21 protein-coding genes are annotated in these 24,785 nt (G+C 63.9%); 6 read left to right on the forward strand and 15 right to left on the reverse strand.

All coding sequences use genetic code 11. The features are described 5' to 3' along the window. From secF to pdxT, 8 genes are all read right to left on the reverse strand, one after another. Positions 1-1,073 (reverse strand): protein translocase subunit SecF (gene secF / locus IV498_RS15330; RefSeq protein ID WP_269047963.1); only part of this gene is annotated, 1,073 nt, incomplete at its 3' end. Further along, positions 1,073-2,815: a protein translocase subunit SecD gene (gene secD / locus IV498_RS15335; protein ID WP_269047964.1), complete on the reverse strand. Its 1,743-nt coding sequence runs from the start codon at positions 2,813-2,815 to the stop codon at positions 1,073-1,075. The genes secF and secD, both read right to left, overlap by 1 nt. 149 nt (positions 2,816-2,964) lie before the next feature. Continuing rightward, positions 2,965-3,357, reverse strand: coding sequence for a preprotein translocase subunit YajC (gene yajC / locus IV498_RS15340; RefSeq protein WP_269047965.1), 393 nt, complete (start codon positions 3,355-3,357; stop codon positions 2,965-2,967). 109 nt (positions 3,358-3,466) lie between these two features. Beyond that, positions 3,467-4,561 carry a Holliday junction branch migration DNA helicase RuvB gene (ruvB, locus tag IV498_RS15345; RefSeq protein ID WP_442951360.1) on the reverse strand — a complete coding sequence of 365 codons (1,095 nt, stop codon included), beginning with the start codon at positions 4,559-4,561 and terminating at the stop codon, positions 3,467-3,469. Then, positions 4,554-5,195, reverse strand: a complete 642-nt coding sequence (ruvA, locus tag IV498_RS15350; RefSeq protein ID WP_269047966.1) for a Holliday junction branch migration protein RuvA — start codon at positions 5,193-5,195, stop codon at positions 4,554-4,556. Before ruvA ends, ruvB begins: the two co-directional genes overlap by 8 nt. A 175-nt stretch (positions 5,196-5,370) precedes the next feature. Continuing rightward, positions 5,371-6,033, reverse strand: a complete 663-nt coding sequence (gene ruvC, locus IV498_RS15355; RefSeq protein WP_269047981.1) for a crossover junction endodeoxyribonuclease RuvC — start codon at positions 6,031-6,033, stop codon at positions 5,371-5,373. Next, the gene (locus IV498_RS15360) at positions 6,030-6,785 is read right to left on the reverse strand and encodes a YebC/PmpR family DNA-binding transcriptional regulator (protein WP_269047967.1); all 756 of its coding nucleotides are present in this window, start codon (positions 6,783-6,785) and stop codon (positions 6,030-6,032) included. Before IV498_RS15360 ends, ruvC begins: the two co-directional genes overlap by 4 nt. 3 nt (positions 6,786-6,788) lie before the next feature. Next, entirely contained in the window at positions 6,789-7,484 is a 696-nt protein-coding gene (gene pdxT, locus IV498_RS15365; protein WP_269047968.1) for a pyridoxal 5'-phosphate synthase glutaminase subunit PdxT, read from the reverse strand. Positions 7,485-7,640: 156 nt separating this feature from the next. Here pdxT and asnB point away from each other — a divergent pair, with 156 nt between their 5' ends. Beyond that, positions 7,641-10,316 (forward strand): asparagine synthase (glutamine-hydrolyzing), encoded by a 2,676-nt coding sequence (asnB, locus tag IV498_RS15370; protein WP_269047969.1) that lies wholly within the window; start codon positions 7,641-7,643, stop codon positions 10,314-10,316. Between the two features lie 202 nt (positions 10,317-10,518). Beyond that, a complete protein-coding gene (locus tag IV498_RS15375; protein WP_269047970.1) occupies positions 10,519-12,543 on the forward strand; it encodes a M3 family metallopeptidase in 2,025 nt (674 codons plus the stop codon). Here the strand turns inward: IV498_RS15375 and IV498_RS15380 are convergent. The 7 genes from IV498_RS15380 to IV498_RS15410 form a co-directional block, all read right to left on the reverse strand. After that, entirely contained in the window at positions 12,521-13,744 is a 1,224-nt protein-coding gene (locus IV498_RS15380; protein WP_269047971.1) for an FAD-dependent oxidoreductase, read from the reverse strand. The genes IV498_RS15375 and IV498_RS15380 overlap by 23 nt on opposite strands. A 123-nt stretch (positions 13,745-13,867) precedes the next feature. Continuing rightward, entirely contained in the window at positions 13,868-14,803 is a 936-nt protein-coding gene (pdxS, locus tag IV498_RS15385) for a pyridoxal 5'-phosphate synthase lyase subunit PdxS (protein WP_269047972.1), read from the reverse strand. Positions 14,804-14,897: 94 nt separating this feature from the next. Further along, the gene (gene pgsA, locus IV498_RS15390; protein WP_269047973.1) at positions 14,898-15,548 is read right to left on the reverse strand and encodes a phosphatidylinositol phosphate synthase; all 651 of its coding nucleotides are present in this window, start codon (positions 15,546-15,548) and stop codon (positions 14,898-14,900) included. Continuing rightward, positions 15,538-16,098 carry an HIT family protein gene (locus tag IV498_RS15395; protein ID WP_269047974.1) on the reverse strand — a complete coding sequence of 187 codons (561 nt, stop codon included), beginning with the start codon at positions 16,096-16,098 and terminating at the stop codon, positions 15,538-15,540. The genes pgsA and IV498_RS15395 overlap by 11 nt, the downstream gene beginning before the upstream one ends. A gap of 1 nt (position 16,099) precedes the next feature. After that, a complete protein-coding gene (gene thrS, locus IV498_RS15400) occupies positions 16,100-18,181 on the reverse strand; it encodes a threonine--tRNA ligase (RefSeq protein ID WP_269047975.1) in 2,082 nt (693 codons plus the stop codon). A gap of 174 nt (positions 18,182-18,355) precedes the next feature. Further along, positions 18,356-21,892: a DNA polymerase III subunit alpha gene (locus tag IV498_RS15405; protein ID WP_269047976.1), complete on the reverse strand. Its 3,537-nt coding sequence runs from the start codon at positions 21,890-21,892 to the stop codon at positions 18,356-18,358. Between the two features lie 63 nt (positions 21,893-21,955). After that, a complete protein-coding gene (locus tag IV498_RS15410; protein WP_269047977.1) occupies positions 21,956-22,270 on the reverse strand; it encodes a DUF6504 family protein in 315 nt (104 codons plus the stop codon). 288 nt (positions 22,271-22,558) lie between these two features. On the opposite strand from IV498_RS15410, the gene IV498_RS15415 reads away from it, so the two are divergent. From IV498_RS15415 to IV498_RS15430, 4 genes are all read left to right on the forward strand, one after another. Then, the gene (locus tag IV498_RS15415; protein WP_269047978.1) at positions 22,559-23,056 is read left to right on the forward strand and encodes a GNAT family N-acetyltransferase; all 498 of its coding nucleotides are present in this window, start codon (positions 22,559-22,561) and stop codon (positions 23,054-23,056) included. Between the two features lie 93 nt (positions 23,057-23,149). Further along, positions 23,150-23,572 (forward strand): VOC family protein, encoded by a 423-nt coding sequence (locus IV498_RS15420; RefSeq protein WP_269047979.1) that lies wholly within the window; start codon positions 23,150-23,152, stop codon positions 23,570-23,572. Positions 23,573-24,015: 443 nt separating this feature from the next. After that, complete coding sequence (locus tag IV498_RS15425; protein ID WP_442951361.1) at positions 24,016-24,369, forward strand: DUF1003 domain-containing protein; 354 nt, start codon at positions 24,016-24,018, stop codon at positions 24,367-24,369. A gap of 36 nt (positions 24,370-24,405) precedes the next feature. Beyond that, the coding region (locus IV498_RS15430) for a DMT family transporter (protein WP_269047980.1) at positions 24,406-24,785 on the forward strand (380 nt) is incomplete at its 3' end.

The raw sequence follows: 24,785 nt of genomic DNA on the forward strand, positions 1-24,785 counted from the left end.
TGGCCGGCGCTTGGGCGCCGGCCACTCTTGTTGACGGAAAATACCGCTTGAAACTTGACCGGGACGGTTTCGCCGCCGGCGCGGAGCGCAGCCTTATCCGCGGCACGGCGCTGCTGGACCCGCCTGGCCTGCTTCTTCAACTCCGGCTCGGTGGACCGCAGCCATGCATAAAGGGGTGAGGCAACGAAAATGGTCGAGAAGGTGCTGATGATGATACCAATGAACAGCGACAGCGAGAGATCCCGCAGCGTGCCGGCGCCGAGCAGGAAGGCTCCGATGAACAGAATGGAACCGACCGGCAGCACCGCAACCATCATGGTGTTGATGGAGCGGACCAGCGTCTGATTCACCGCAAGGTTGACCTCCTCCGCGAAGGTGCGCCGGGTGGAGCTCCCAATATCGGAGGTGTTCTCGCGGATCTTGTCGAAGACCACCACCGTGTCATAGAGCGAGTAGCCCAGGATGGTCAGGAAGCCGATGATGGCCGACGGTGTCACTTCGAAGTCGCTGGCAGAGTACGTTCCGGCGGTGGTAATGATCACCACGAGCAGCCCGACGATGGCTGCGACGGACATGCGCCAGGTGCGGAAGTACAGCGCCATAAGCCCTGCGGCAAGGATCACGAAAATGACCAGTCCGAGCAAAGCCTGCTTAGTGACATCCGCACCCCAGGTGGGCCCGATAAACGTCGAGGTGACATGGTCCTCGTTGACTCCGTAGGCCTTCAGCAGTGCGGCCTTGACCTTCAGCGTCTGGTCACCGGAGAGCTTGTCCGTCTGGATCCGCATGGTGTTGCCGGCAATGTTGGCCACCCTGGGCACACTTCCGGGCACTATGTCCGTCACCGCTTTAGTGCCCAGACCCGGATCGGTGTTCTGCACGTTGGAGACCGTAAATTCCGAGCCGCCGCGGAACTCGATGCCCAGGTTGAAGCCACCACGGACGATAGGCATCAGGATGGACAGCAACACGGCAACTGCCGCGATGGTGAACCAGATCCTGCGTTTACCCACGAAATTGTAGGACCGCTTTCCGGTGTAAAGCTCGTTGCCGAATGTGGCGAAGCTGACCATTACTTGTTCTCCTTAGCTGCGCCCTGCGAGCCGGCGCTGCTGCCGGCCATTTGCTCCTGCTTTGCTGCCAGTCGGCGCTCGGCGATCGTCTGCCGACGCTCCGCTTCCGCTGCCGCCGGTGCATTCTTGCCCTTAAGTGCCACGGGGAGATCCGATGGTGACCGCAGCCGCCCGGCGCCCCGGTACAGCGGCACAGCTCCGAGCCGTGCGGGATCAAGTCCCGAGAAGCGGTGCCCCTCACCAAAGAATCGGGTTCGGGCCAACAGCTGCAGCGTGGGATGGGTGAACATGAAGACCACCATCAAGTCGGCGATGGCCGTTAGGCCCAAGGTGAAGGCGAAGCCGCGGACGTTGCCGACGGCGACGAAATACAGCACGAGGGCGGCCAGCAGGTTCACGGCCTTGGAGGCCAGCACCGTGCGCTTGGCACGGCGCCAGCCGTTCTCGACCGCGGCAATCAGGCCGCGGCCTTCCCGGAGCTCGTCGCGGATCCGCTCGAAGTAGACGATGAACGAGTCGGCCGTCTGGCCAATAGCGACGATCAGGCCGGCCACACCGGCCAGCGACAGGCGGTAGTTCTGCGTCCAGCCCAGGATGGCTATGGCCAGATAGGTTAGGGTACCCGCCACGACAAGGGAGAGGATGGTGACGAAACCCAGGGCCCGGTACTGGAACAGCGAGTAGACAACGACCAGCAGCAGACCAATGATGCCCGCCAGCAGACCCATCTGCAGTTGTTCGGCGCCCAAGGTAGCGGAAATCTGCTGCTCGCTCTGGATGTCGAAGCTGATCGGCAGGGCGCCGAACTTCAGCTTGTCGGACAGCGACTTGGCGCTGGCCTCGGTGAAGGTTCCGGTGATCTGTGAGCTGCCGTCGGCGATAATGGCCTCTGCCCGGGGCGCCGAAATGACCTTGCCGTCCAGCACAATCGCGAACTGTGCCTTGGGGTCGTTTGGATTGGCTGCGAAAAAGCCGTTCAGCCGCGTTGTCACTTCCTTGAACTGCTTGCCCCCTTCGCTGTTGAACGTCAGGTTCACCGCCCACTGGTTCGTGGTGGTGCCCTGCGCGCCCTGCTGAAGACCGTAACTTGCATCCGTGATGTCGTTGCCGGGAACGGCCACCGGACCAAGGATGTATTTGGTGCCGGTGGCCGGGTCACAGGCCACCAAGGGCTTGGACTTGTCCGCATTGGTCACCGGCTTGCTCAGCGGCGGCACACAGCTGGTCGTCTCAAAGGTCTTGTACAGTGCGGCGTCAACCCAGTTGTCATCGCTGCCGTTTTTCGGCTTTGCGGTGGGCTTGGGAAGCTTGTCAGCAGGAACCAGCTTGTCCTTCGGTGTCGCCGCACCGTCCCCGGCGGTGATCACCGGCCGGAACGACATGTCCGCAGAGGCCTTGATCAGGTCGCGGGTTTCAGTGCTCGGCGTTCCGGGAAGACTGACCACAACGTTGCGGCCGGACTGCGTGCTGATCTCCGCTTCCGAGACACCCGTGCCGTCAACGCGCTGACGGATGATGGAGACGGCCTGGTTAAGCTGTTCAGCGCTGATGGCCTGGCCGCCGTCGACTTTGGGCGCCAGAATCATCTGGGTTCCGCCCTCGAGGTCCAGGGCCAGCTTGGGCGCCCAGCTCGCGGCTCCCCAAATCGCGCCGCCGCCAAGCAGCAGTGCGCAGGCGATAAATATGGCTCCCAGCCACAACAGTGTTTTGCGGGCCGAAGCCGTTGGGCCAGTACGTGCCATCAGTGGATCTTTCTATTCGTTCCAAACGCAAGGTGCGGCCGGGCAACCCGTTCAGCTGGAGCGCCCCGCGCAGACGGGCCACGCCGGCCGGTTAGGTCGGGGCGGTGGCCGGAGCACCGTCTTTCGCTGAATTCAGCGGCAGGATGGGGCTAGTGGTCGTTGTTGTTGTCTTTGTTCAGCCGCAGAATGGTGTCCTCCGCAGTCTCCGGTGCTGCACTGGAATCCGTGCGGTTCGTCAGCGACGAGGCGTCATCGGGGATGGTGGAGGCGGTTGCGCCGCCGGTTACTTCTTCGGCACCGATGATTTTGGTGATCGTCTGGCGATGCACGGTGGCGGTGTTCCCGGGAGAGAGCTGCAGGACCACCTTGTTCTCCTGCTCGTCGATGGCCAGGACCGTACCGAATAAGCCGAAGTTGGTCATCACTGAAACGCCGATGCCCATCTTGGCCTGCTGCTCCTGCATTGCTGCCTTGGCCTTTTTCTGCCGGCGGAACATCATAATGATGAACACCGCAAAGACGGCAAAGAGGATGAGAGTCATAGGATCCAAAGCAAAGTTCCGTTCATATATATACAGTCAGAGACTTCCGGAACGCACAGAACGTGCCGGATGTCATACCAGTCTAAGCTGAATTCCTGATCGTCGGGTGTTAAGGCGCGTTCTGCAGCCAATCCGGAATAGTTTCTTCCCCCAGCGGAAGCAATGCCGGCGGTGCGGCAACGAAGGCATTGGCCGGCATGTCCAGCCCCAGATGCTCCCAGGCGGAGGCCATCGCGATCCGGCCCCGTGGTGTGCGGCCGAGCAGGCCCTCGCGCACCAGGAACGGCTCGGCCACTGTTTCTACGGTTTCCGGCTCCTCGCCGACCGCGATTGCCAAGGTGGACAGCCCCACCGGGCCGCCATTGAACTTTGTCACCAGCGCATGCAGCACCCCGCGGTCCAGCCGGTCCAGCCCGCGGGCGTCCACCTCGTACATGTCCAGGGCAGCGGAAGCCGTTCGGGCATCGATGCTGACAATGCCATTAACCAGCGCCCAGTCACGGACCCGGCGCAGCAGCCGGTTGGCAATCCGCGGCGTGCCCCGGGAACGTCCGGCGATTTCGGCGAAGCCGGCGCTGGTCAGCTGCAGGTCCAGCAGACCCGCCGAACGCCGGAGCACCAGCTCCAGCTCCTCGACCGCGTAAAACTCCAGGTGGCCGGTGAAGCCGAAGCGGTCCCGCAGCGGCCCCGGCAGCAGGCCGGCGCGGGTTGTGGCGCCGACGAGGGTAAAGGGCGGCAACTCCAGCGGTATGGCGGTGGCACCGGCTCCCTTGCCCACCACGATGTCCACCCTGAAGTCCTCCATCGCCATGTAAAGCATTTCCTCGGCCGGGCGGGACATCCGGTGGATTTCATCGAGGAAGAGCACCTCCCCCTCGGACAGCGAGGACAGAATTGCGGCCAGATCGCCGGCGTGCTGGATGGCCGGCCCGGAGCTGATCCGCAACGGGGCGTTCATTTCGGCCGCGATGATCAGTGCCAAGGTGGTCTTGCCCAGCCCAGGCGGTCCGGAAAGCAGGACGTGGTCCGCGCTGCGTCCGCGCATCCTGGATGCTTCCAGCACCAGGGACAACTGCTTGCGCACCCGGTGCTGACCGACGAAATCGGCCAGGTTCTTGGGCCGCAGGGCAGCTTCCAGGATGCGCTCCTCGGGCTCACCGCCCAGCGCCGGAATGGATTCCGGTCCGGGCTGCACCTCAGCCACGGGAAGCCGTCCGGTCCCGAACCGAGGTCCGCGCTCCATCCTGGCCCAACCAGCGCAGCGTGGTGCGCAAAATAGCTGCCACATTACCTGCCTGGACCAGCTCAGTCTCGTCGGCAGTGGCCTTGTCGATGCTGTTTGAGGCATCTTTCTCCGACCACCCAAGAGTGGTCATGGCCGCCACAACCTGGGGTTTCCAGGCCGTCTGTGCCGGCACAGGGGCTTCCGCCGTACCGTGCGGCACGAGCTTGCCGGCCAGCTCCAGCACGATCCGGCCTGCAACTTTGGGGCCCACGCCCGGAACCTTCGTGAAAACCTTGCCGTCGCCGCCGGAGGCAGCGACGCGGATGGTTTCAGGATCGTGCACCGCCAGGATCGCCAGCGCCAGCCGCGGGCCGATACCACTGACGCTGAGCAAGGTGTCAAACACTTCCCGCTCATTGTCTGAGTTGAAGCCATAAAGCGTCAGCGAGTCCTCACGGACAATCATGGAGGTGATCACGGTCGCCTGCTGGCCCAGGCGCAGCGCCCCAAGCGTTTTCGGCGTCGCGTTGACCAGCATGCCCACGCCGTTGACGTCTATCACCGCGCTGGCGAGCCCAATGTGCGCCACTGGCCCGCGGACAAAACTGATCATCGACTTTCTCCCGGTGCTTCTGATCTCGAATGGTGCTGCCCGCCGGCCATCCCGGAGGAGAGGCTACCGAACATACTTTCTAACAGCGTACCCAGCGGCACCGACATTGTCCGCCGCGCCACGCACCAGCACCCGCAGCGCCCGGAATTTTCGGCACCCGCAGCACCCGGAATTTTCAGCGCCAAACGTGCCCGGATTTTTCCTTGTTCCGCTTGGCCTTGGCCTCCGCCTCGCGCCACAACTTCTGCGCCGCCGTCGGGCCCGCTGCCCCCACGCCCGCTGCTCCCCGCGCTGCCGCAGCACGAATGTCTGTGCCGGCGTCGGCGGCTGCGCCAGTTCCGACGGCGGCGCTCAGCGCAGGTCCGCGGCGCCAGGCGTGCGCAATGGCCAGCGCCAGCGCGTCCGCCGCATCCGCCGGCGCCGGAGCAACCTGAAGGCGCAGAATTTTCGTGACCATCTTGGTCACGGCGGCCTTGTCCGCCCTGCCGCTGCCTGTGACAGCGGCCTTAACTTCGGAGGGGGTGTGCAGCGCAACCGGGATACCACGGCGTGCAGCGGCGGCGATCACCACACCCGATGCCTGCGCCACACCCATCACGGTACTGACATTGAGCTGGGAAAACACCCGTTCCACCGCCATCACGTCGGGTGCGTAGTCGGTGAGCCACTTCTCGATGGACTCCGCGATCACCAGCAGGCGGGCGTCCAGCCCTTGATCCGGGGTGCTGCCCACCACGCCAACAGCCACCAGGGTGGCGGTCCGGTCCGCGGCCACGTCGACCACGCCCAGCCCGCAGCGGGTCAGGCCTGGATCCACGCCCAGGACACGCAGGGTCAGTCCTCGTCCAGCTGGGCCATGACCTCGGGGCTGACATCGGCATTGGAGTAGACGTTCTGAACGTCGTCGAGGTCCTCCAGCGCGTCATAGAGCCGCATGAATTTACCGGCGTTCTCGGCATCGAGTTCCACGTGCATGGAGGGCACGAAACCTGCCTCATCGGAGTCGTAGTCGATGCCGGCCTCGGTCAGCGCGGCCCGGATGGCCGGAAGGTCCTGCGGTTCGGAGATGACCTCGAAGTTATCGCCGTCTTCGCGGACCTCTTCGGCTCCGGCGTCCAGGACGGCCAGCAGCAGATCGTCTTCGGTGAGCTCATTCTTGGGCAGCGTGACAATGCCCTTGCGCGCAAACATGTAGGCCACCGAGCCGGGATCGCCCATGTTGGCGCCATTGCGAGAGACGGCCAGCCGCACCTCGGAGGCCGCACGGTTCTTGTTGTCGGTCAGACATTCGATCAGCAGGGCAGTCCCCTGCGGGCCGTAGCCTTCGTAGATGATGGTCTGATAATCGACGGCGTCGCCAAGCTGACCGGAGCCGCGCTTGATGGCCCGGTCGATATTGTCAGCCGGTACCGAGGTCTTCTTGGCCTTCGACACCGCAAGTTCCAGCGACGGGTTGCCCACCATGTCCGGGCCGCCGATCCGGGCGGCAACTTCGATGTTCTTGATCAGTTTGGCGAACGACTTGGCACGCCGACCGTCAATGACAGCCTTTTTGTGCTTGGTCGTTGCCCATTTGGAGTGGCCTGACATGCTTTACGCTTCTCCTCTGATCATGCGGATAAACAATTCGTGGATGCGGCGCTCCCCCGTGACTTCCGGATGGAAGGAGGTAGCAAGCAAATGCCGCGAACGCACGGCTACCGCTCGGGTCTTTCCTTCAATTCTAACCGTCGGTTCAGTTCCATGCCCAACATCCGGGCCGTCCGCGAGCTCCACGCTGGCCAGCACCTGCACCTCGTTGCCCACTCTTTCCACCCACGGCGCACGAATGAACACCGCGTGCACGGGAGCTTCGGCCGCACCCGGTGCTGCCAGGCCCCGGAACTGCAGATCCGTCTCGAAGGACTCCCGCTGCCGGCCGAAAGCATTGCGCCGGACGCTGATGTCCAGGCCACCGAGGGTCTGCTGTGGATTGCCGTCCTGGTCCCGGGCCGGATCCGCGATGCTGTCGGCCAGCAGTATCATGCCGGCACAGCTGCCATAAACGGGCATTCCACCGGCAATCCGGTCCTTGAGCGGCTCCGCCAGGTCAAAGATGCGGGTCAGTTTGTCGATCGTGGTGGACTCGCCGCCGGGAAGGATCAGGGCGTCGACGGCGGCCAGCTCGCTTGGTCGCCGGACGCTCACCGCCTGCGCGCCGCACGCTTCAAGGGTTCTGGCATGTTCACGCACATCGCCTTGCAGGGCGAGGATGCCCACGGTGGGCCTGCTGGTTACTGGATTGGTCACCGCAACATTCTAGTGCGGGCTGGCTGCGCGCCTGCCGCAGCAGCACCGACGCCGCCGGTCCGCAGGGCGCGCCCCGGAGCGCCGGAGACGATGGCGGCGGGGTCAAGCAAGTAGCATTGAGGCGAGGACTGACGGACTAAAGATGAGGTTTGCTGTATGTGCGGAATCGCCGGTTACTACGGTTACGGGGAAGACGAAGCGCTCCTGCTTCAGATGAACAGGTGCATCGAACACCGCGGACCGGACGGCGAAGGGATCTACACCCAGGGCCAGGTCGGCCTGGCGCACCGGCGGCTGTCCATTATCGACGTCGCCCACGGTCAGGAACCAATGATCAGCCAGGACGGTCTGGTGGCGCTGGTTTACAACGGCGAGGTCTACAACTATCTCGAACTGCGCGCCGAGCTGGAGGCGCTGGGACGCAGTTTCAAGACCGTCTCGGACACCGAAGTGGTGCTGCAGTCCTACGAGGAGTGGGGCGATGCAGCCTTTGACCGCTTCAACGGCATGTTCGGCTTTGCCATCGACGACCGGAAGAACCAGCGCCTGGTGCTGGCCCGTGACCATTTCGGCATTAAACCGCTTTACTACGCCAACGCCGGCAGCGAGGCGGAGCCCAAACTGCTCTTCGGCTCGGAGATCAAGCCGCTGCTGGCCACCGGCAAGCTGGACACCAAGCCCGACGAGCGCATCCTCTACCGGTACTTGCAGTTCCGCATCCACGATGAAGAGGCCGCCACCTTCTTCGAGGGAATCTACAAGCTTATGCCCGGCGAGAAACTCGTCGTGGACACCAGCGCCGAAGGCAACGGCCGCTTCACGGTGAGCCCGTATACCCGGTTCAAGGAAGAACTGGCCGAACTGGCCCAGATCGGCACGCCCTACAGCCCGGCCGTAATCGATGAATACCGCAGGCGTTTTACCGAGGGGGTGCGCCTGAGGCTGCAGTCCGAGGTCCCGGTGGGCACGGCGCTGTCCGGCGGACTTGACTCATCCGCCGTCGTCGTCACCATCAACAAACTGATGCAGGAGAAAGCCGCCGCCACGGATTCACTCGGCGCAAGGCAGCAGACCTTTTCGGCGATCTTCCCGAACTCGATCAACGACGAGGAGAAATACGCCGACGCGGTGCTGGCCACCTGCGAAGGAAATGTCACCAGCCACAAAATCCTGCCCAAGGCGGCCGAATTCGCCCTCGATCTGGAGGATTTTGTCCGCACCATGGAGGAGCCGATCATCTCCTCAGGCCCGTACGCGCAGTATCGGGTAATGCAGGAGGCCTCCAAACACGTCACCGTGCTGCTGGACGGGCAGGGTGCGGACGAAATGATGGCCGGCTACATTCCGTACTATTTCGCTTACCTGCGCCAGCTGAAGAAAAATGGGCAGACGTCGAAGTTGGCGAAGGAAATGGCTTCCTCGGCGGACATCCTGTTCCGGCTGGGACGCTTCCGGCTTAAGGGCATGCTCACCGCACGCAAGGAGTTGTCCATCTCCTCGCTGTTGAACAAGGACTTCAGCGCCAAACACAAGAACGAAAAGTTCTCCAACATCGCGGACAACCTGAAGCTGCGTCTCATCGACGACCTGTTCCACAAGTCGCTCCCGGCGGTGCTGCGCTACGAGGACAAGAACACCATGCGCTTCTCGCTGGAGGGCCGGGTACCGTTCCTGGACAAGGAAGTGGCCAAATTCCTCTTCAGCCTGGACGATGAATCGATCATCAAGGGCGGCTGGAACAAGCGGATCCTGCGCGACGCCACCCGGGGCCTGCTGCCGGACATGATCTCCAACCGGCGCAACAAGATCGGCTTCACCACCCCCGAGGCGGAGTGGTTTGTGCTGATGAAGGAAAAGATCTACGAGATCTTCCTCTCCTCCTCCTTCGAAAACCGCCCGTACTGGAACCAGGACGCGGTGCTGTACGCCTTTGAGGAATACCTCACCGGTAAGAACAGCGCCTCGACCATGGTGTTCTGGCGGCTGCTCAACACCGAACTGTGGCTCCGCGAGTTCTTTGACCAGCCCGAGGTCAAAGCGGGCATCGTGGACAAGAGCGACTACGTGCCCAATGCGGACAAGCAGCTCGATATTACGGTTCCGGCGGACGGGGGCACCTATCGCCGCTACCCGCTGCGCACCCAGATTTTCTACAAGGACACCGACTTCGACCCAGCCGTGATCGGCTACGTCGAGCGCTTTTTCGGTGGACTGTCCGACGCCGGAGCGGACCACGCGAGTGCGACGGCCGGTGTTCCCTGGTACCTCTTCGTCAGCGAAAAGATCGTGGCCATGACTCAGGGCCGCTCGATTCCGGTCTGGGACATTAAGGTCACCCCGGCCGCACGGCTGCTGAGCCGGTTCGTCACCCGCAATCCGGGCGGAATCGGACTCGCCAGCCCCTGGTCCATGCAGCTGGCGATCGACGAGGTGGGCCTGCCCCGCATCCTGTATGCCTCCGGCATGAGCGTTGTTGGAAAATTGCGGGGCAAGAGTGGTGTGTTCTACGAAACGGTGGGGCACAACATCAACGCCATCGACGGCGCCGCGGGATACCAGGTGGGGACCTCCACGCACTCGGTGAAGTACGCCCCGCTGGACCCGGACGGCGTTGCCGCCCGGCTCAGCAAGCTGGTCCGCCAAAGCGTGCCGGCGGAGTTTGCCGCCACCTTTGCGGGAACGGCCGTGATGGACGCCAACGACCTGGGCGTCGTCGTGCTCGGTCATGACACCGGGCTGACCAAGACCGTGGTGGAGGGAATCTTCCGGGACAACCCGCAGGGCCAGACCACCGAGACCACGCCCATGTCCATGGTGTTCAAGCAAAAGTAGCGCCGCTGCCGGTCGCCGCCGCGGGAATGGCAGCGGCGACCGCTGATGAAGGGGGCCGGTGGGCGGCGCCTCACGTCACGGGGATGTCCGACGGCGGATGTCCGACGGCGGGTGCCCGGCGGCAGGTTCCCGGCGGCGGATGCGCGGCGGCGCGCAGGGTCTTACCCTTGAGCCGGAGTCCCGACTGTGAAAGAGTCGTTTCATGACTTCCGATACCGCCGCGAATCCCTTTCTGTCCGAAAGTACCCTTCCCTACGGCCTCCCCGATTTCGCCAGCATCGGCGATGAGCACTTTCGACCCGCCTTTGAGGCAGGGTTTGCCGCCCATCTGGCGGAAATTGCCGCAATCGGCGCCAATTTCGAACCGGCAACCTTCGAGAACACCGTGCTGGCGCTGGAGCGTTCAGGACGACTGCTGTACCGGGTCTCCGTGGTCTTCTACAACAACACCAGTTCTTATGCCACCGAAAGCATGCAGGCGCTCGAGACGGAAATTTCACCCAAACTGGCCGCGCACGAGGACAATATCCATCTCGACGCGGCGCTGTACGAGCGGTTCGGGCAGCTCAGCACGGACGGACTCGACGACGAATCGGCGCGCCTGGTGGAGGAATACCGCAAGGCTTTCCGCCGGGCCGGCGCGGCGCTTGAAGCCAGCGCCCAGCTGCGGCTGCGCGAAATCAATGCCGAGCTGTCCACGCTGAGTACGCGTTTCTCACAGGACCTGCTCAAGGACACCAATGACTCCGCGCTGCTGGTGGAGCGTGCCGAGGAGCTGGACGGCCTTCCGGCTGATGACCTGGCAGGCGCCGCCGAGGCCGCCAAAGCTGCCGGACATGAGGGCAAGTACCTGTTGACCCTGATCCTGCCGACGAATCAGCCTGCGCTGAAGATGCTGACGAACCGTTCGACCCGGCAGCGGCTCTTCGAGTGCTCCATTCATCGGGGTTCCCGCGGCAATGCGACAGACGTGACGGCGACGGCGGCACGGATGGCACAGCTGCGGGCCGAACGTGCCGCCCTGCTGGGTTTTGAAACGCATGCAGCCTTTGCCACAGACGACCAGACGGCACCTTCGCTGACCGCAATCCACGATCTGCTGGCCCGGCTGGCACCGGCTGCGGTACGCAATGCACGGGCGGAGGCAACGATCCTGGCCGAGACGGCCGGTCATGACCTGGAGCCCTGGGCTTGGGCCTTCTATTCCGAGCAGGTCCGCCGGGACAAGTACAGCGTGGACCTCGCGGCGCTGCGTCCGTATTTCGAGCTGGAACGGGTGCTGCACGACGGCGTGTTCCATGCGGCGAAGCGGCTGTACGGGCTGGATTTCCGCGAGCGGAAAGATCTGCCCGGCTATCACCCGGAAGTGCGTGTCTGGGAGGTCTTCGACGCCAACGGCACCGGACTGGGTCTGTTCCTCGGTGATTACTACACCCGGGACACCAAGAACGGCGGCGCCTGGATGAACCCGCTGGTGGAACAGTCGCGTCTGCTGGGCACCTCACCTGTGGTGGTGAACAACCTCAACATCTCCAAGCCCCCGGCCGGTGAACCGACGCTGCTCAGCTACGACGAAGTGGTCACCTGCTTCCACGAGTTTGGGCACGCGCTGCACGGCCTGTTCTCGAACGTCAATTATCCGCGCTTCTCCGGGACCAGCGTGCCGCGGGACTTTGTGGAGTACCCCTCCCAGGTCAATGAGATGTGGATTCTCTGGCCGGAGATCGTGGCTAACTACGCCCGGCATTACCAAAGCGGCGAACCGCTGGCACCGGAGCAGATTGCCAAGCTGGAGGCCGCCCAGCTGTGGGGTGAAGGCTTCGCCACCACGGAATATCTGGGCGCGACGCTGCTTGACTTGGCCTGGCATGAGCTGGCCCCGGGCACGGAGGTCTCCGACCCATTGGCCTTCGAGGCCGACGCTCTGGCCAAGGCAGGGGTGAATATGGAGCTGGTTCCGCCGCGCTACCGGACAGGCTACTTCAAGCACATCTTCGCCGGCGGCTACTCGGCCGGCTACTACGCCTACATCTGGAGTGAAACGCTGGACGCGGACACGGTGGAGTGGTTCAAGTCCGACGGCGGGCTGACGCGGGATAATGGCGACCGGTTCCGCTCCACGGTCCTTTCCCGCGGGAACAGCCGCGACCCGCTGGCCTCCTTCCGCGACTTCCGCGGCCGCGACGCCGAACTGGAACCGCTGCTCAAGCGCCGCGGCCTGGAGTAAGCCCCTGCACCTTTTCCGGGAGCAGTCCGACGCCGATGATTCGGGCGGGCAGCGCCTGCAGCCGCGGATGCCGGGCGAGCAGGCGCAGGGGCGGCGGCGCCTTGCTCGGTTTGCTGCTGGCCAGCATGGGGCTTACCAGGAACCGCTGCGCCACCCGCTGGAGCAATTGTGTGCCCGCGGTGGGGAACCACCGGCGTCGTTGAATGGACGCCAGCGTCCGGGAGTTCAGGGTCTGGTTCCGCAGCGGCCGCGCCAGCATCCGTGCGGCACAGACGGCGTCCTGGATGGCCAGGTTGATCCCCACGCCGCCAATCGGCGACATGGCGTGCGCCGCGTCGCCAATACACAGCAGACCGGGGGCGTGCCAGCGCCGCAGCCGGTCCAGCCGGACGGTGAGGGTCCGTACCTGATCCCAGTCCTGCAGCTGTTCCACTTCAGCTGCCAGGCCGGGGACCAGAGCAGCCACCTGCCGCCGGAGGTCAGCCAGTCCAGCGGCGCGCACCTTGGCGTCTCCACCCTTGGCGATCACGTAGGCGACCTGCCAGTAGTCGCCCCGGTCGATGCCCAGGATCACCCGTCCGGCGCCGAAGTGCATGTCCAAACCCTCGGCTGCGTCGGGGGATCGTCTCAGCCGGAACCACAGCACGTCCATCGGCGCGCCATAGTTCCGGGACGGCAATCCCGAGTGCCGGCGCAGGATCGAATTGCGGCCATCGGCGGCTACCGTCAGGGCAGCCCGTACCTCCACGGGTCCCTCCGGTCCCTGCGCCCGGACGCCCCTGACCACTCCCCCGCTTTCGATCAGCCCGACCGCTTCGTGGCTGCGCAGCAGGCGGAAGGTCGGCAGCGCGCCGGCGGCGTCTGCCAGCAGGTCCAGGAAGTCCGACTGTGGCATGAATCGAATATACGGATGTCCCACCCGCAGCCTGCCAAAGTCGGCCACCCGGTAGGTGCCGTCGGAAAACGTGGTGCGCAGCTCGGACACATCCCGATGCGGAACGGCTGCGGCCGCCGGTCCAAGTCCCAGCTCATCCAACACATCCAGGGTGGAGGGATGCACGGTGTCACCGCGGAAATCACGCAGGAAATCCTTATGCTTTTCCAGTACCGTGACGCCTGCGCCCTGGCGCGCCAGCAGTAGTCCCAGCATCATGCCCGCCGGGCCGCCTCCGACGATGCACACATCCGCTGGAACGTTCATCCGCCTATTGTGGCACCGCTGCGGCAAACACAAAAGCGGGCCGCCCCCGCAAGGGGACGGCCCGCCGTCGTACCTGGATTTACCAGCCGCGCGTGCCTGACCTGCCAGCCGCGCGCCGCGCGTTTACCAGCCGCGGGTCGCGAGTCGGTGCGGTTCGGGGATCTCTTCAACGTTGATGCCGACCATGGCCTCGCCGAGTCCACGGGAAACTTTGGCAATAACATCGGCATCGTCGAAGAAGGTGGTGGCCTTCACGACGGCGGCCGCACGCTGAGCAGGATTACCGGACTTGAAGATGCCCGAGCCGACGAACACGCCGTCCGCGCCCAACTGCATCATCATGGCGGCGTCGGAGGGGGTGGCGATGCCACCGGCGGTGAACAGTACCACCGGGAGTTTGCCGGTGGCGGCAATCTCCTTCACCAGCTCGTACGGGGCCTGCAGCTCCTTGGCCGCAACATAAAGCTCATCTTCGGCCAGGGTGGACAGCCGCTTGATTTCAGCGCGGATCTGGCGCATGTGCGTGGTGGCATTGGAAACATCGCCCGTCCCCGCCTCGCCCTTGGACCGGATCATCGCCGCGCCCTCGTTGATGCGGCGCAGGGCCTCCCCAAGGTTGGTCGCTCCACAAACGAAGGGAACCGTGAAGTTCCATTTGTCGATGTGGTGGGTGTAGTCCGCCGGGGTCAGGACTTCCGACTCGTCGATGTAGTCAACGCCGAGGGACTGCAGAACCTGGGCTTCGACGAAGTGCCCGATCCGAGCCTTTGCCATTACCGGTACGGAAACAGCGTCGATGATCTTGTCAATCATGTCCGGATCGCTCATCCGGGAGACTCCGCCCTGGGCGCGGATGTCGGCGGGCACCCGCTCCAGCGCCATCACGGCCACGGCGCCGGCGTCTTCGGCGATCCGCGCCTGCTCAACATTGATGACGTCCATAATGACGCCACCCTTGAGCATTTCAGCCATGCCGCGCTTTACCCGGCTGCTGCCGGTCACGTTGGCTGCTGCCCGTCCGGAGGAATCGGAGACGGGCGTTACATCAGGTGTAGACACAAAAACCCCTATGGGAAGGTAGGTGAGGGCCTTGGCACAAGGCCCGGCTAGATACTCCAATACTAGTCCCCGGCCCCTGTGCGGGCCGAACCCGTTACGTGCTTGCGGCTCTGTGCACGTCCGCCCGCGCGGCGGCGTCAATTTCCCGCGCCTGCTTCCGGACGGTGAGCACCCGCTGGAAAACAGTCACCAAGCTGGCTGCCGCCAGCAGCACCAGCACGATCAAAAGCAGCAGATCAGGAACTCCCAGTCCCACCAGCCCGGTTGCAACCAGCACGAACACCAGCCGCTCGGACCGTTCAGCGATGCCGACGTTGGCCGTCATCCCCAGCCCTTCGGCCCGGGCCTTGGCATAGGAAACGACCGTGCCCAGGATCAGGCAGGCCAGCGCCATTTCCGCAATCAGGTGGTTGTTTCCGCCGGTAAAGAACCAGACAATGAGGCCGGCGAAGACCGCGCCATCCCCCACCCGGTCCAGGGTGGAATCCAGGAACGCCCCCCAGCGGCCGGATCGGCCCAGCGCCCGCGCCATCAGGCCGTCCACCAGGTCTGAAAAGACGAACACGGTGATGACTATGGTTCCCCAGAACAATTGCCCCAGCGGGTACCAGACCAACGCTCCTGCCGCGACCCCAAGCGTTCCGACGATGGTGACCGCGTCAGGGGACACCTTCAGCCGCATCAGCAGCCGGGCGAGCGGGGAAAAAATACTGGCAAAGAACGCGCGGGCATATTTATTCAGCATTGGCCCAGGCCTCCGCAACTTGGGACCGGACATCGGCCAGCGTCTGCGTGATGGCCTTCGTTTGGGCAATGATCGGCAGGAAGTTATTGTCTCCGCCCCAGCGCGGCACCACGTGCTGATGCAGATGGGTGGAGATGCCCGCGCCGCCGGTGGTGCCCTGGTTCATCCCCAAGTTGAAGCCGGATGGATGCGACACCGTGCGCAGCACCCGCATGGCGGTCTGCGACAACGCCGCGAACTCGGCCGTTTCAGCCAGGGTTAGATCCGTATAGTCGGGAATGTGCCGGTACGGGCACACCAGCAGGTGGCCCGGATTGTAGGGAAACAGGTTCAGCACCACATAGACGAGCTCGCCGCGGTGCACAGTCAGCGACTGCTCGTCCGGCCGGCCCGGCGCTGCGCAAAATGGGCATTCCGTGGCGTCCTTGAATTGATCCTGGCCACCTTGGATGTAGGCGAGCCGATGCGGTGTCCAGAGCCGCTGGAACGCGTCCGGGACCCCAGGCAGCTCAAAATCATCCTGCACCGGCCCCGCGGAATGGTCCTTCATCTCAGGCCGTCCGATTCCGCACTGCCTCCACGATCCGGGCCACAGCTTCATCCACCGGCACCGCGTTATCCTGGCTGCCGTCGCGGAAACGGAACGAGACTGCCCCCGCGTCCACGTCGTCACCGCCGGCGATGAGCACGAAAGGTACCTTGTTCTTGCTGGCGCTGCGGATCTTTTTCGGGAAGCGGTCCGAGGAAATATCGACCTCGGCGCGGATTCCCTGCGCCTTGAGCTTGTCGACGACGTCGTACATATACTCGTTGAAGGCCTCCGCGACCGGAATGGCTGTCACCTGCACCGGAGCCAGCCAGGCTGGAAAAGCGCCGGCGTAGTGCTCGGTCAGCACAGCCAGGAAGCGCTCCACCGAGCCGAACAGAGCGCGGTGAATCATCACCGGGCGCTGGCGGGTGCCGTCCGCGGCCTGGTATTCGATCTCGAAACGCTCCGGGGTGTTGAAGTCCAGCTGGATGGTGGACATCTGCCAGGTGCGGCCAATGGCGTCCCGCGCCTGGACGGAAATCTTCGGCCCGTAGAACGCGGCGCCGCCCGGATCCGGAACCAACTCCAGCCCGGAGGCCTCGGCCACTTCCGCGAGCGTGCGGGTGGCCTCCTCCCAGAGCTCATCGGATCCTACCGACTTGGCCGGGTCCTTGGTGGACAGTTCCAGATAGAAGTCCGCCAGACCGTAGTCCTTGAGCAGGCCCAGCACAAAATTCAGCGTGCCCGTGAGCTCATCCTTCATCTGCTCCCGGGTGCAGTAAATGTGCGCGTCGTCCTGGGTCATGCCACGTACCCGGGTCAGGCCGTGAATCACGCCGGACTTCTCGTAGCGGTACACCGAGCCGAATTCGAAGAGCCGCAGCGGCAGCTCCCGGTAGGACCGGCCGCGGGCCCGGTAGATCAGGGTGTGCATCGGGCAGTTCATCGGCTTGAGGTAGTAGTCCACTCCGGGCTTGCGCACCGTGCCGTCTTCGTTGAGTTCCTCATCCACGTGCATCGGCGGGAACATGCCCTCGCGGTACCAGTCCAAGTGCCCGGAAACCTCGTACAGGTGGCCCTTGGTGATGTGCGGGGTGTAAACGAACTCGTAGCCGGCCTCAATGTGGCGCTGCCGTGAGTAGTCCTCCATCTCCTTGCGGATGATGCCGCCCTTGGGATGGAAAATGGGCAGCCCGGAGCCCAGTTCATCGGGGAAGGAGAACAGGTCCAGCTCGGTGCCAATCCTGCGGTGGTCGCGGCGCTCGGCCTCGGCCATCCGCTCCTGGTATGCCTTCAGCGCTTCCTTGGTGGGCCACGCCGTGCCGTAGATCCGCTGCAGCTGCTTGTTGGCCTGGTTTCCGCGCCAATATGCCGCGGCGCTGCGGGTCAGCGCAAAGGCATTGGAGATCAGCTTCGTGTTGGGCAGGTGCGGCCCGCGGCACAGATCACACCAGACGGTGCTGCCGTCCTTGCGGTCCACGTTGTCATAAATCGTCAGTTCCGCCCCGCCCACCTCAACGTTGGCGCCGTCGTCGGCCGTGACCGCATCCTCCGCGCCTGCCGCCAAATTCTCAGGGTTGGCCGCCGCATCCTCGGCGCCTGCCGCGGTGCCGGTGCGCGCACCCTTGAGGCCTATCAGTTCCAGCTTGTACGGCTCGTCCTGCATCGCCGCCCGGGCCTGCTCCTCGCTGACCACCCGGCGGACGAACCGCTGATTGCTGTTGACGATCTTGAGCATCATCTTTTCCAGCGTCTTCAAATCATCCGGCGTGAATGGTTCGGCTACATCGAAATCGAAGTAGAAGCCGTCGGTGATGTACGGGCCAATACCGAGCTTTGCGTCCGGTCGCAGCTGCTGGACCGCCTGCGCCATCACATGGGCGGTCGAGTGCCGCAGCACGTTCAGGCCGTCAGGGGAGTCGATCCGAACGGCTTCCACCACCGCGCCTTCGGGCAGCGGCTGGTCCAGGTCCTTCAGCTCGCCGTCTACACGGACGACGACGACGTCCCGGCTTTCGCCGAACAGCTCCGCGCCGGTGGTTCCTGCCGCTGCCGTGGTCGCTTCGCCGTCGACGTTAAGGGTGATCTGCGTATCCACTGGCACTGCGGGCTCCTCAATTCGGGTGAATGGCTCCGTTTAAGCAACATACGGGGGTTACTGTGAGCCACTAATGATGCTATCCGGTTGGCTGAGGGCCAACCAACACGCCGGTGCTTCCCGGTCTGCTTCTTGTTGCTGTCGGCTGCGTCCGTGGGCGGCTGGAGGTTGCTGCCGGGTTCAGGCCTGCTGGGCCTGCAGTTGTCCTGCTGCGGCGCCCACCGGCAATGGGAGAGTTTCCGTTTGGCTCAGGTCCCACGCCTCCAGCGCCTGCAGGCTGATGCCGCGCGGGCCGGTCCGTCGGGTCAGCCCCCGGATCAGCAGCATCCGGGTGCCGAAGAGCAGCGGACCGGATTTCTCCTGGGCCTCGTGGAAGAACGTGGCGTCCACGCAGCCGGTCCCGTCGTCGATGCTGATGAAGACCACCCGGCGCCCTCCGCGCATGGGCGGAGTCTGGGTGGCCACCCGAATGCCGGCCACCAGCACCTCGGAATTATTGCGCAGGCGCAGCAGCTTGTCCGCCGTGGTCACGCCCAGCCGCTGCAGCAGCGGCCGGTAGCTGGACATCAGATGGTCGCTGACGTCCAGGGCCAGCAGATCCAGCTCGGTCCGGACCTTCTCTGCGGCACTGGGCTCCGGCAGTTCATCCTTGAGGTTGTTCAGCTCCAGATCGCCCAGCGGCAAATGAAGTTGGCCCTCGATCGGTTCCCAGCGCCTGTTGGCTGAGCGGACGGGCAGGCTGTGCAGATGCGCAATCAGGTCCGACCGGCTGGCCGTGGAACCGGTCTCCCCCTTTGACGTGAGGTGCAGCGCGTCGAAAGCGCCCAGCTGGGCCAGCCGCTTCATTGTGGAGCGACCCACCTTGGCCCGGGTGCGCAGATCCGCCAGCGAGTCATACGGCTGATGAGCCACAATCCGCTTCAGCTCCGTACCGGAAAGACCGTAGATCCCGGCCAGGCTCATCCGGATGCCGAGTTTGCCGTTCACCTCTTCCACCCGGTACTCCCCCGTGCTGTGGTTGATGTCCAATGGCAGGATGGGAATACCCATCCTGCGTGCCTCGGCCACCAGCAGCCGGCGTGGGTACATGCCGGGATCGTGTTCCCACAGCCCGGCCAGAAAAGCCTCCGGATGGTGGGCCTTGAGCCATGCGGACTGGTAGGTGGGGACCGCAAAGGCTGCACCATGGGCCTTACAGAAGCCGAAGCTGCCAAAGGCTTTCAGCGTTTCCCAGACCTGGTCGATGACGTCCAGGGAAAACTGCTTCTTCCGGGCCTGCCGGCGGAAGTAGTCTTCCACTTTGCCCTCGGCCACTTCATTGCCCAAGGCGCGGCGGAACTCATCCGCACGGGCCAGGCCGCAGCCGGTCATCACATCGAAGGTCCGCAGCACCTGTTCATGGAAGACAGTGACTCCGTGGGTCTCCTGCAGCGCCGGTTTCAGGGCTGGATGTGGATACACCTCCGGGGCAAAACCATGCCTGTTCTCCAGGAATGGCTTAACCATGTTGGACTTCATGGGACCCGGCCGGAACAGCGAAATGTCGATGATCAGGTCATTGAACTCCCGCGGCGCCATTTTCCCGATCAGTTCACGCTGCCCCGGCGACTCGATCTGGAAGCACCCCAGGGTGTAGGTGCTGCGGATCAGCTCAAAGGTGGCCTCATCGTCCAGCGGCACGGCATTGAGATCAATGTGCCCGTCCTCGGCTACATAGGCCGGACCCTCGCCTTGGCTGTTCAGCTGATGCCGTCCGGCAGCCACCACCTCGGTCTTGGACGGATGAATCCGGACCACCTCCCGGATGGCGTAAGCCATGGCACTTTGCATCCGGACGCCGAGCACATCCAACTTGAGCATGCCCATCGGATCCATATCGTGCTTATCGAACTGGCTCATCGGCAGCCCCAGCCCACTGGGCTGCACGGGAGAGCGGTCCAGCAATGACTTATCCCCAAGGATCACTCCACATGGATGCATGGAGATATGGCGCGGGAGCCGGTCCAGCCGCTCGGTCAGATCCACCAGCAGGTCCAGTTGCTGGTTTCCCCCGGTCTGCGGAATTCCGGGACCATACTGACTCTGCCGGTTCTGCTGCCCCTGCTCCACTCGTTGGGCAAATTCCCGCAGTTCCGGTTTTTCCGCCATCGCTTCACGAAAGTTACGGGCGGAAAAACGCCACAGCTGCTTGGCGATGGCGCCCACGTCCTCCTCATCCATCCCCAGCGCCAATCCCGCATCCCGGACCGCCCCGCGGGCACGGTAGCCGTTCTGCATACTCATCAGCGTCACCCGTTCCGCCCCGAACCGGTCAAAAATTCGGTGGTACACGTTGTGCCGCTGGGCGCTTTCCACATCGATGTCAATGTCCGGCAGGGTGGCTCGATCCTGCGAGAGGAACCGCTCAAAGATCAAATCATGGCGCAGCGGATCCACCTGGCTGATGTCAATCAGGTAGTTCACCAGCGACGAGGCACCGGAACCACGCGCAGCAGCCCGCACCCCCATCTCGGTGATCATCCGGGACACCTCCGCAACGGTCAGGAAGTAGGAGGAAAACCCCAGCCGGTCAATGATGCCCAGCTCATGGAGCAGCCTGTCCCGCATCACTTGCTCGGCCCGGCCGGAGATCCCCGGGAACCGCCGCTCAATCCCCGCCTCGGCCCGCTGCGTCAGTTCCACCAGCGGATCCTGGTCGATGCCGAGCACGGAGGCCTCCGGCACCACCGGCTGCTTCCAGCCCATGTCCGTAACCGGGTCCATCCGGCAGCGGTCTGCCAGTTCCTGGGTGCTGCCCAGCAGCTGTGCCAGCTCCGCCCCGCCATAACCGGCCGCGTGCATTATTTCCCTGCCCAGTGCGATCATCTGCGCGGACGTTTTCAGCCAGCCCTGGCCGTTGGGCTGCAACCGGGATTCGGGACCGGACAAGGCCGTCAGCGGAGTCAGCGTCCGTGCGGAATCCAGTACATCGGCCGTGGCGGCACCATCCACTTCGCAGTAGCGCACCGCGTTGGTCAGCACCGCCGGGACCCCGTATTCCCGTGCCAGTTTAAGCATCCGCACGGCATGCGCCGTGCTCAGGGTCTCCCCCGGTGCACTGAGGTGGCTGACAATTTCCGCCGCCAGGGTTCCGGCCGGCATCCGGGCATGCCAGCGCTGGAAATTGCGCCGCGGCGTCAGGTACTTCCGCCCGGCCATTGCCTGGCCCACGTCCGACGACGGCCCCACCAGCACGGTCAATACGGGTGCCAGTGTTTGCGGGTCGAGGGAGCGTGCCACCAATTGTTCCAGTGTGATTCCCACCGGGGTATGCGTGCTGGCGTTCGCATGGGCATCGGAGATCAGCCGGCACAACGCCCGGTAGCCGACGCCCTTGATCCCGCCATGGGCCAAAACCACCACCCGCCCGTTCACAGCAAGAGCCTGCCTGCCATAGCCGGCGCTGCCGTGCCCGCCGCCGCTGCCGTGCCCCCCGCCGCCCGGACCGCCGTCGTCGGACGCCGGCTCCAGAACTGCCAGATCCACGCCCACAATCGGCTCAATTCCGGCAGCCATACAGGCCTTGAGATGCTTCACCGTGCCATACAGACCATCCCGATCCGTGCAGCCCAAGGCGTCCGCTCCATCCGCCGCGGCGGCCTGGGCCAGGTCATCGGGCCAGGACACGCCGTAATGGGCGCTGAAGGCGGTGGAAACATGCAGATGGATGAAGCTCATTATTGGTCCAAAACTCGAAGGGAAGGAGCGGCTCCCACCGCTGGATCGTAAGGCAACGCCCGCTCAGGCGCTGCGCACCTGCACGCCATCATGGAGCCGCAGCAGACGCCAGCGGCCGCTGGCCAGATGACGGGTGAGGTCGAAGGTGAGAAGCTCCCCCTGCCCCTTAAGCCGGGCCTGCACCCGCCAGATCTCGTGATCCACCAGTGAGGTGCCGCTGCCACGCTCGGCACGCGTTTCCTCCACCCACCAGGCCCGCCGCTCATACCAGCGCAGCGGCTCCGCTTCAATGGCATAATCCTGTCCGTGCCACGTCATCTGCAGCGGCACAGCGGCAGGAGAACAGAGAATCTCCACTGATTCGCTAAACAGTGCCATCCAGCTCCTCCCTTCCCGGCAGCCCGGCGGTTCAGCATCCGCACCTTCCGTACAATCGAATATATGTTCGAATAAATTCAAGTGTACGCTCTCCCGCCGGTGAAATACACGGCCCTTCGGCGGCATACCGGTTCGCCCCGCAGCCGCGGCACCTCCTGCACACGCCATCGGCAGCGGTGTCTGGCGCAATGAAACATAGCTGGCCGGACGAATGCCAACTAGCATGTTCACTAGAGGGCCACCGACACCGCGGGCGCCACCGCCATCGAGCCACACGAGGAGCGTTCCATGAACACAATGGTCACCCTTATCGCCCGGACCGCTCCGCTTGAGCGCGAGCTGCCGATGGAATCCCGTCCGGCGACAGAGGCAGATATCCCCGCGCTGGGCAAACTGTATTTCAACGCCTACGACCCGGGCGAAGCGAGCGAAAGCCTGAAGGCCGCGGCAGCCGACATTGACGCTTCCTTGGCTGGCAAATATGGAACCTTTTTGCCGGCGGCTTCCCAAGTGGTGCCCGGCCGGGACGGAAACATCGACGCCGCCATTCTGGTGGTGGAACGCGCGGTTTGGGATGACACCCCGGAAACCCCCTTCATCATCGAACTGATCACGGATCCCGAACACCGCCGCCAAGGCCTGGCCGAGCAGCTGGTGCTGACCTGCATGGACATCCTGTTCAACGCCGGTCATCCTGAGGTGGCACTGCGGGTGGACAGCACCAATTCGGCGGCCTTGGCACTGTACCTGTCGCTGGATTTCCGGCGCTGGTCCGCCGATGACTGAACCGATGACTGAACCGATGCCGGAACCGACGGCGCTGCCAATGGCGCTGCGACGAAGCCACGGACAATGAACGGCTCCACGGCAGGTCCGGCCATGCCACCCAGAATTGACTTCATCTCCCTCGGCGTCCGCGACGTTCGCGCATCCCGACGCTTTTATGTTGACGGCATGGGATGGCCAGTGCACCGGGAGGTCAGCGGCGAGGTTCTGTTCATTCAGGCCAATCATGGGCTGATGCTCTCAATTTGGGACCGCGGCCAGATGCATTCCGAGGCCGGCGTGGACGACGACTGCAGTGTTCCGCCAATCACCCTCAGCCACAATGTGGGTTCCTCGGCGGAGGTGGACGGGTTGATCGCCGCCGCCCAAGCGGCCGGCGCCACCGTTGTCTCCCCCGGCCGCACCCAGTCCTGGGGCGGCTACACCGGATATATTGCCGATCCAGACGGCTTTCGCTGGGAGATCGCCTACAACCCCACCTGGAGCCGGCACGACGATGGCACGGTCACCGTCTAAATCCCATTATCCGATCCCGGCCACTGAACGCGCGGCGGCCTTCCGCACGACGCCGTTCGAAGCCCACAAGGCCTCCACCATTTAGGAGACCGGACCCATACGCCCGGACGGGACGTGTTCTTGTCATGGATCGCGCTTCAGTGGGTTTTTCACCGCCGCAAGAAGACCCTGGAACATCCGAGAATCAGTGCCGTGACCTGGAGCCGCGCGATAACCCGCAGCACAAGGTCGTGTGACCGATCGGTTCACTCAAAGTGGCGCATTCGTCCGATCTTTACGTCGCAGTAGATCGTGGCTATACGAATCTGGCCCGGTTATCAGGTATTCCTTCGGCGTCTCGGCGCTAGGGTTTGGGCATGATTGATAAGCGAAAGACTTGGCACCAAACTCACAAGGAATCCTTGACGCGGGGCCAACGGGCCGCGGATATCATGCGGAACGGGATGGGCAGCTGGCCGTTCGTCGGCGGTTTCATCGGCTTCATGATCGTGTGGGCGGTCATCAACACTTGGGCACTGGCGAGCAATGCTTGGGATCCGTACCCGTACATTCTGTTGAATCTCTTCCTGTCAATGCTGGCGGGGCTGCAGGGGGCGATTCTTCTGATCGCGGCCAAGCGGCAGGACGCAATTGCCGCGGTGATGGCCCAGCACGATTACGACACCAATCTGAAGTCCAAGGAGGAGATCGAGATGCTCATGGACATCAACAGGCAACAGCTGGAGATCCTTCGTGAATTGCAAGCCTTTGCGGCGCCCTCGAACGTCAGGATTGATGAGGCAGGCGTTGGCGACTAGAAGTGACCGATGGGGCATTGGGGGTAATGTGGCCGCATGTCGTTGGAGCTAACTTCGTTGTCACCGATGCAGGCCCTCGGTATCCCCGTGGCTCTGGTGGGGTCAGTCTTTTTGGCCCTCGGCGCACAGTTCCAGCATCGGGGTGTCAACAAGGTAGAGGCCGCGAGTTCAACAGACGCCCGAAACGGCCTTCGTTCCGGCCAACTCCTGGCCCTGGTCCGCCGACCATCGTGGATCGCCGGTACGCTAATGCTCGGCCTGGCGATCATACTTCAGCTGATCAGCCTCTTCCTTGCACCCCTCACCGTGGTCCAACCGCTGGGAGCCGTGGCACTGGTCATCACTGCAGTGGTGAACGCGCGCGCCACGAAAACACGGCTCAGCGCCTCCACGATCCGTGCCATCACATTCTGCGT

Origin of the sequence: Paenarthrobacter sp. Z7-10 (genome assembly GCF_026932795.1) — a bacterium.
In the GTDB taxonomy this organism is placed as follows: domain Bacteria; phylum Actinomycetota; class Actinomycetes; order Actinomycetales; family Micrococcaceae; genus Arthrobacter_M.

Bases quoted from the DNA above. Each gene is read 5' to 3' on its own strand.
- IV498_RS15395 (WP_269047974.1), bottom strand. From the start codon at position 16,098: ATGAAGGACCATTCCGCGGGGCCGGTGCAGGATGATTTTGAGCTGCCT.
- secD (WP_269047964.1), bottom strand. From the start codon at position 2,815: ATGGCACGTACTGGCCCAACGGCTTCGGCCCGCAAAACACTGTTGTGG.
- pgsA (WP_269047973.1), bottom strand. From the start codon at position 15,548: ATGCTGAATAAATATGCCCGCGCGTTCTTTGCCAGTATTTTTTCCCCG.
- IV498_RS15360 (WP_269047967.1), bottom strand. From the start codon at position 6,785: ATGTCAGGCCACTCCAAATGGGCAACGACCAAGCACAAAAAGGCTGTC.
- IV498_RS15415 (WP_269047978.1), top strand. From the start codon at position 22,559: ATGAACACAATGGTCACCCTTATCGCCCGGACCGCTCCGCTTGAGCGC.
- IV498_RS15380 (WP_269047971.1), bottom strand. From the start codon at position 13,744: ATGAACGTTCCAGCGGATGTGTGCATCGTCGGAGGCGGCCCGGCGGGC.
- ruvA (WP_269047966.1), bottom strand. From the start codon at position 5,195: ATGATCAGTTTTGTCCGCGGGCCAGTGGCGCACATTGGGCTCGCCAGC.
- asnB (WP_269047969.1), top strand. From the start codon at position 7,641: ATGTGCGGAATCGCCGGTTACTACGGTTACGGGGAAGACGAAGCGCTC.
- IV498_RS15410 (WP_269047977.1), bottom strand. From the start codon at position 22,270: ATGGCACTGTTTAGCGAATCAGTGGAGATTCTCTGTTCTCCTGCCGCT.
- IV498_RS15420 (WP_269047979.1), top strand. From the start codon at position 23,150: ATGCCACCCAGAATTGACTTCATCTCCCTCGGCGTCCGCGACGTTCGC.
- IV498_RS15425 (WP_442951361.1), top strand. From the start codon at position 24,016: ATGGGCAGCTGGCCGTTCGTCGGCGGTTTCATCGGCTTCATGATCGTG.
- yajC (WP_269047965.1), bottom strand. From the start codon at position 3,357: ATGACTCTCATCCTCTTTGCCGTCTTTGCGGTGTTCATCATTATGATG.
- IV498_RS15405 (WP_269047976.1), bottom strand. From the start codon at position 21,892: ATGAGCTTCATCCATCTGCATGTTTCCACCGCCTTCAGCGCCCATTAC.
- IV498_RS15375 (WP_269047970.1), top strand. From the start codon at position 10,519: ATGACTTCCGATACCGCCGCGAATCCCTTTCTGTCCGAAAGTACCCTT.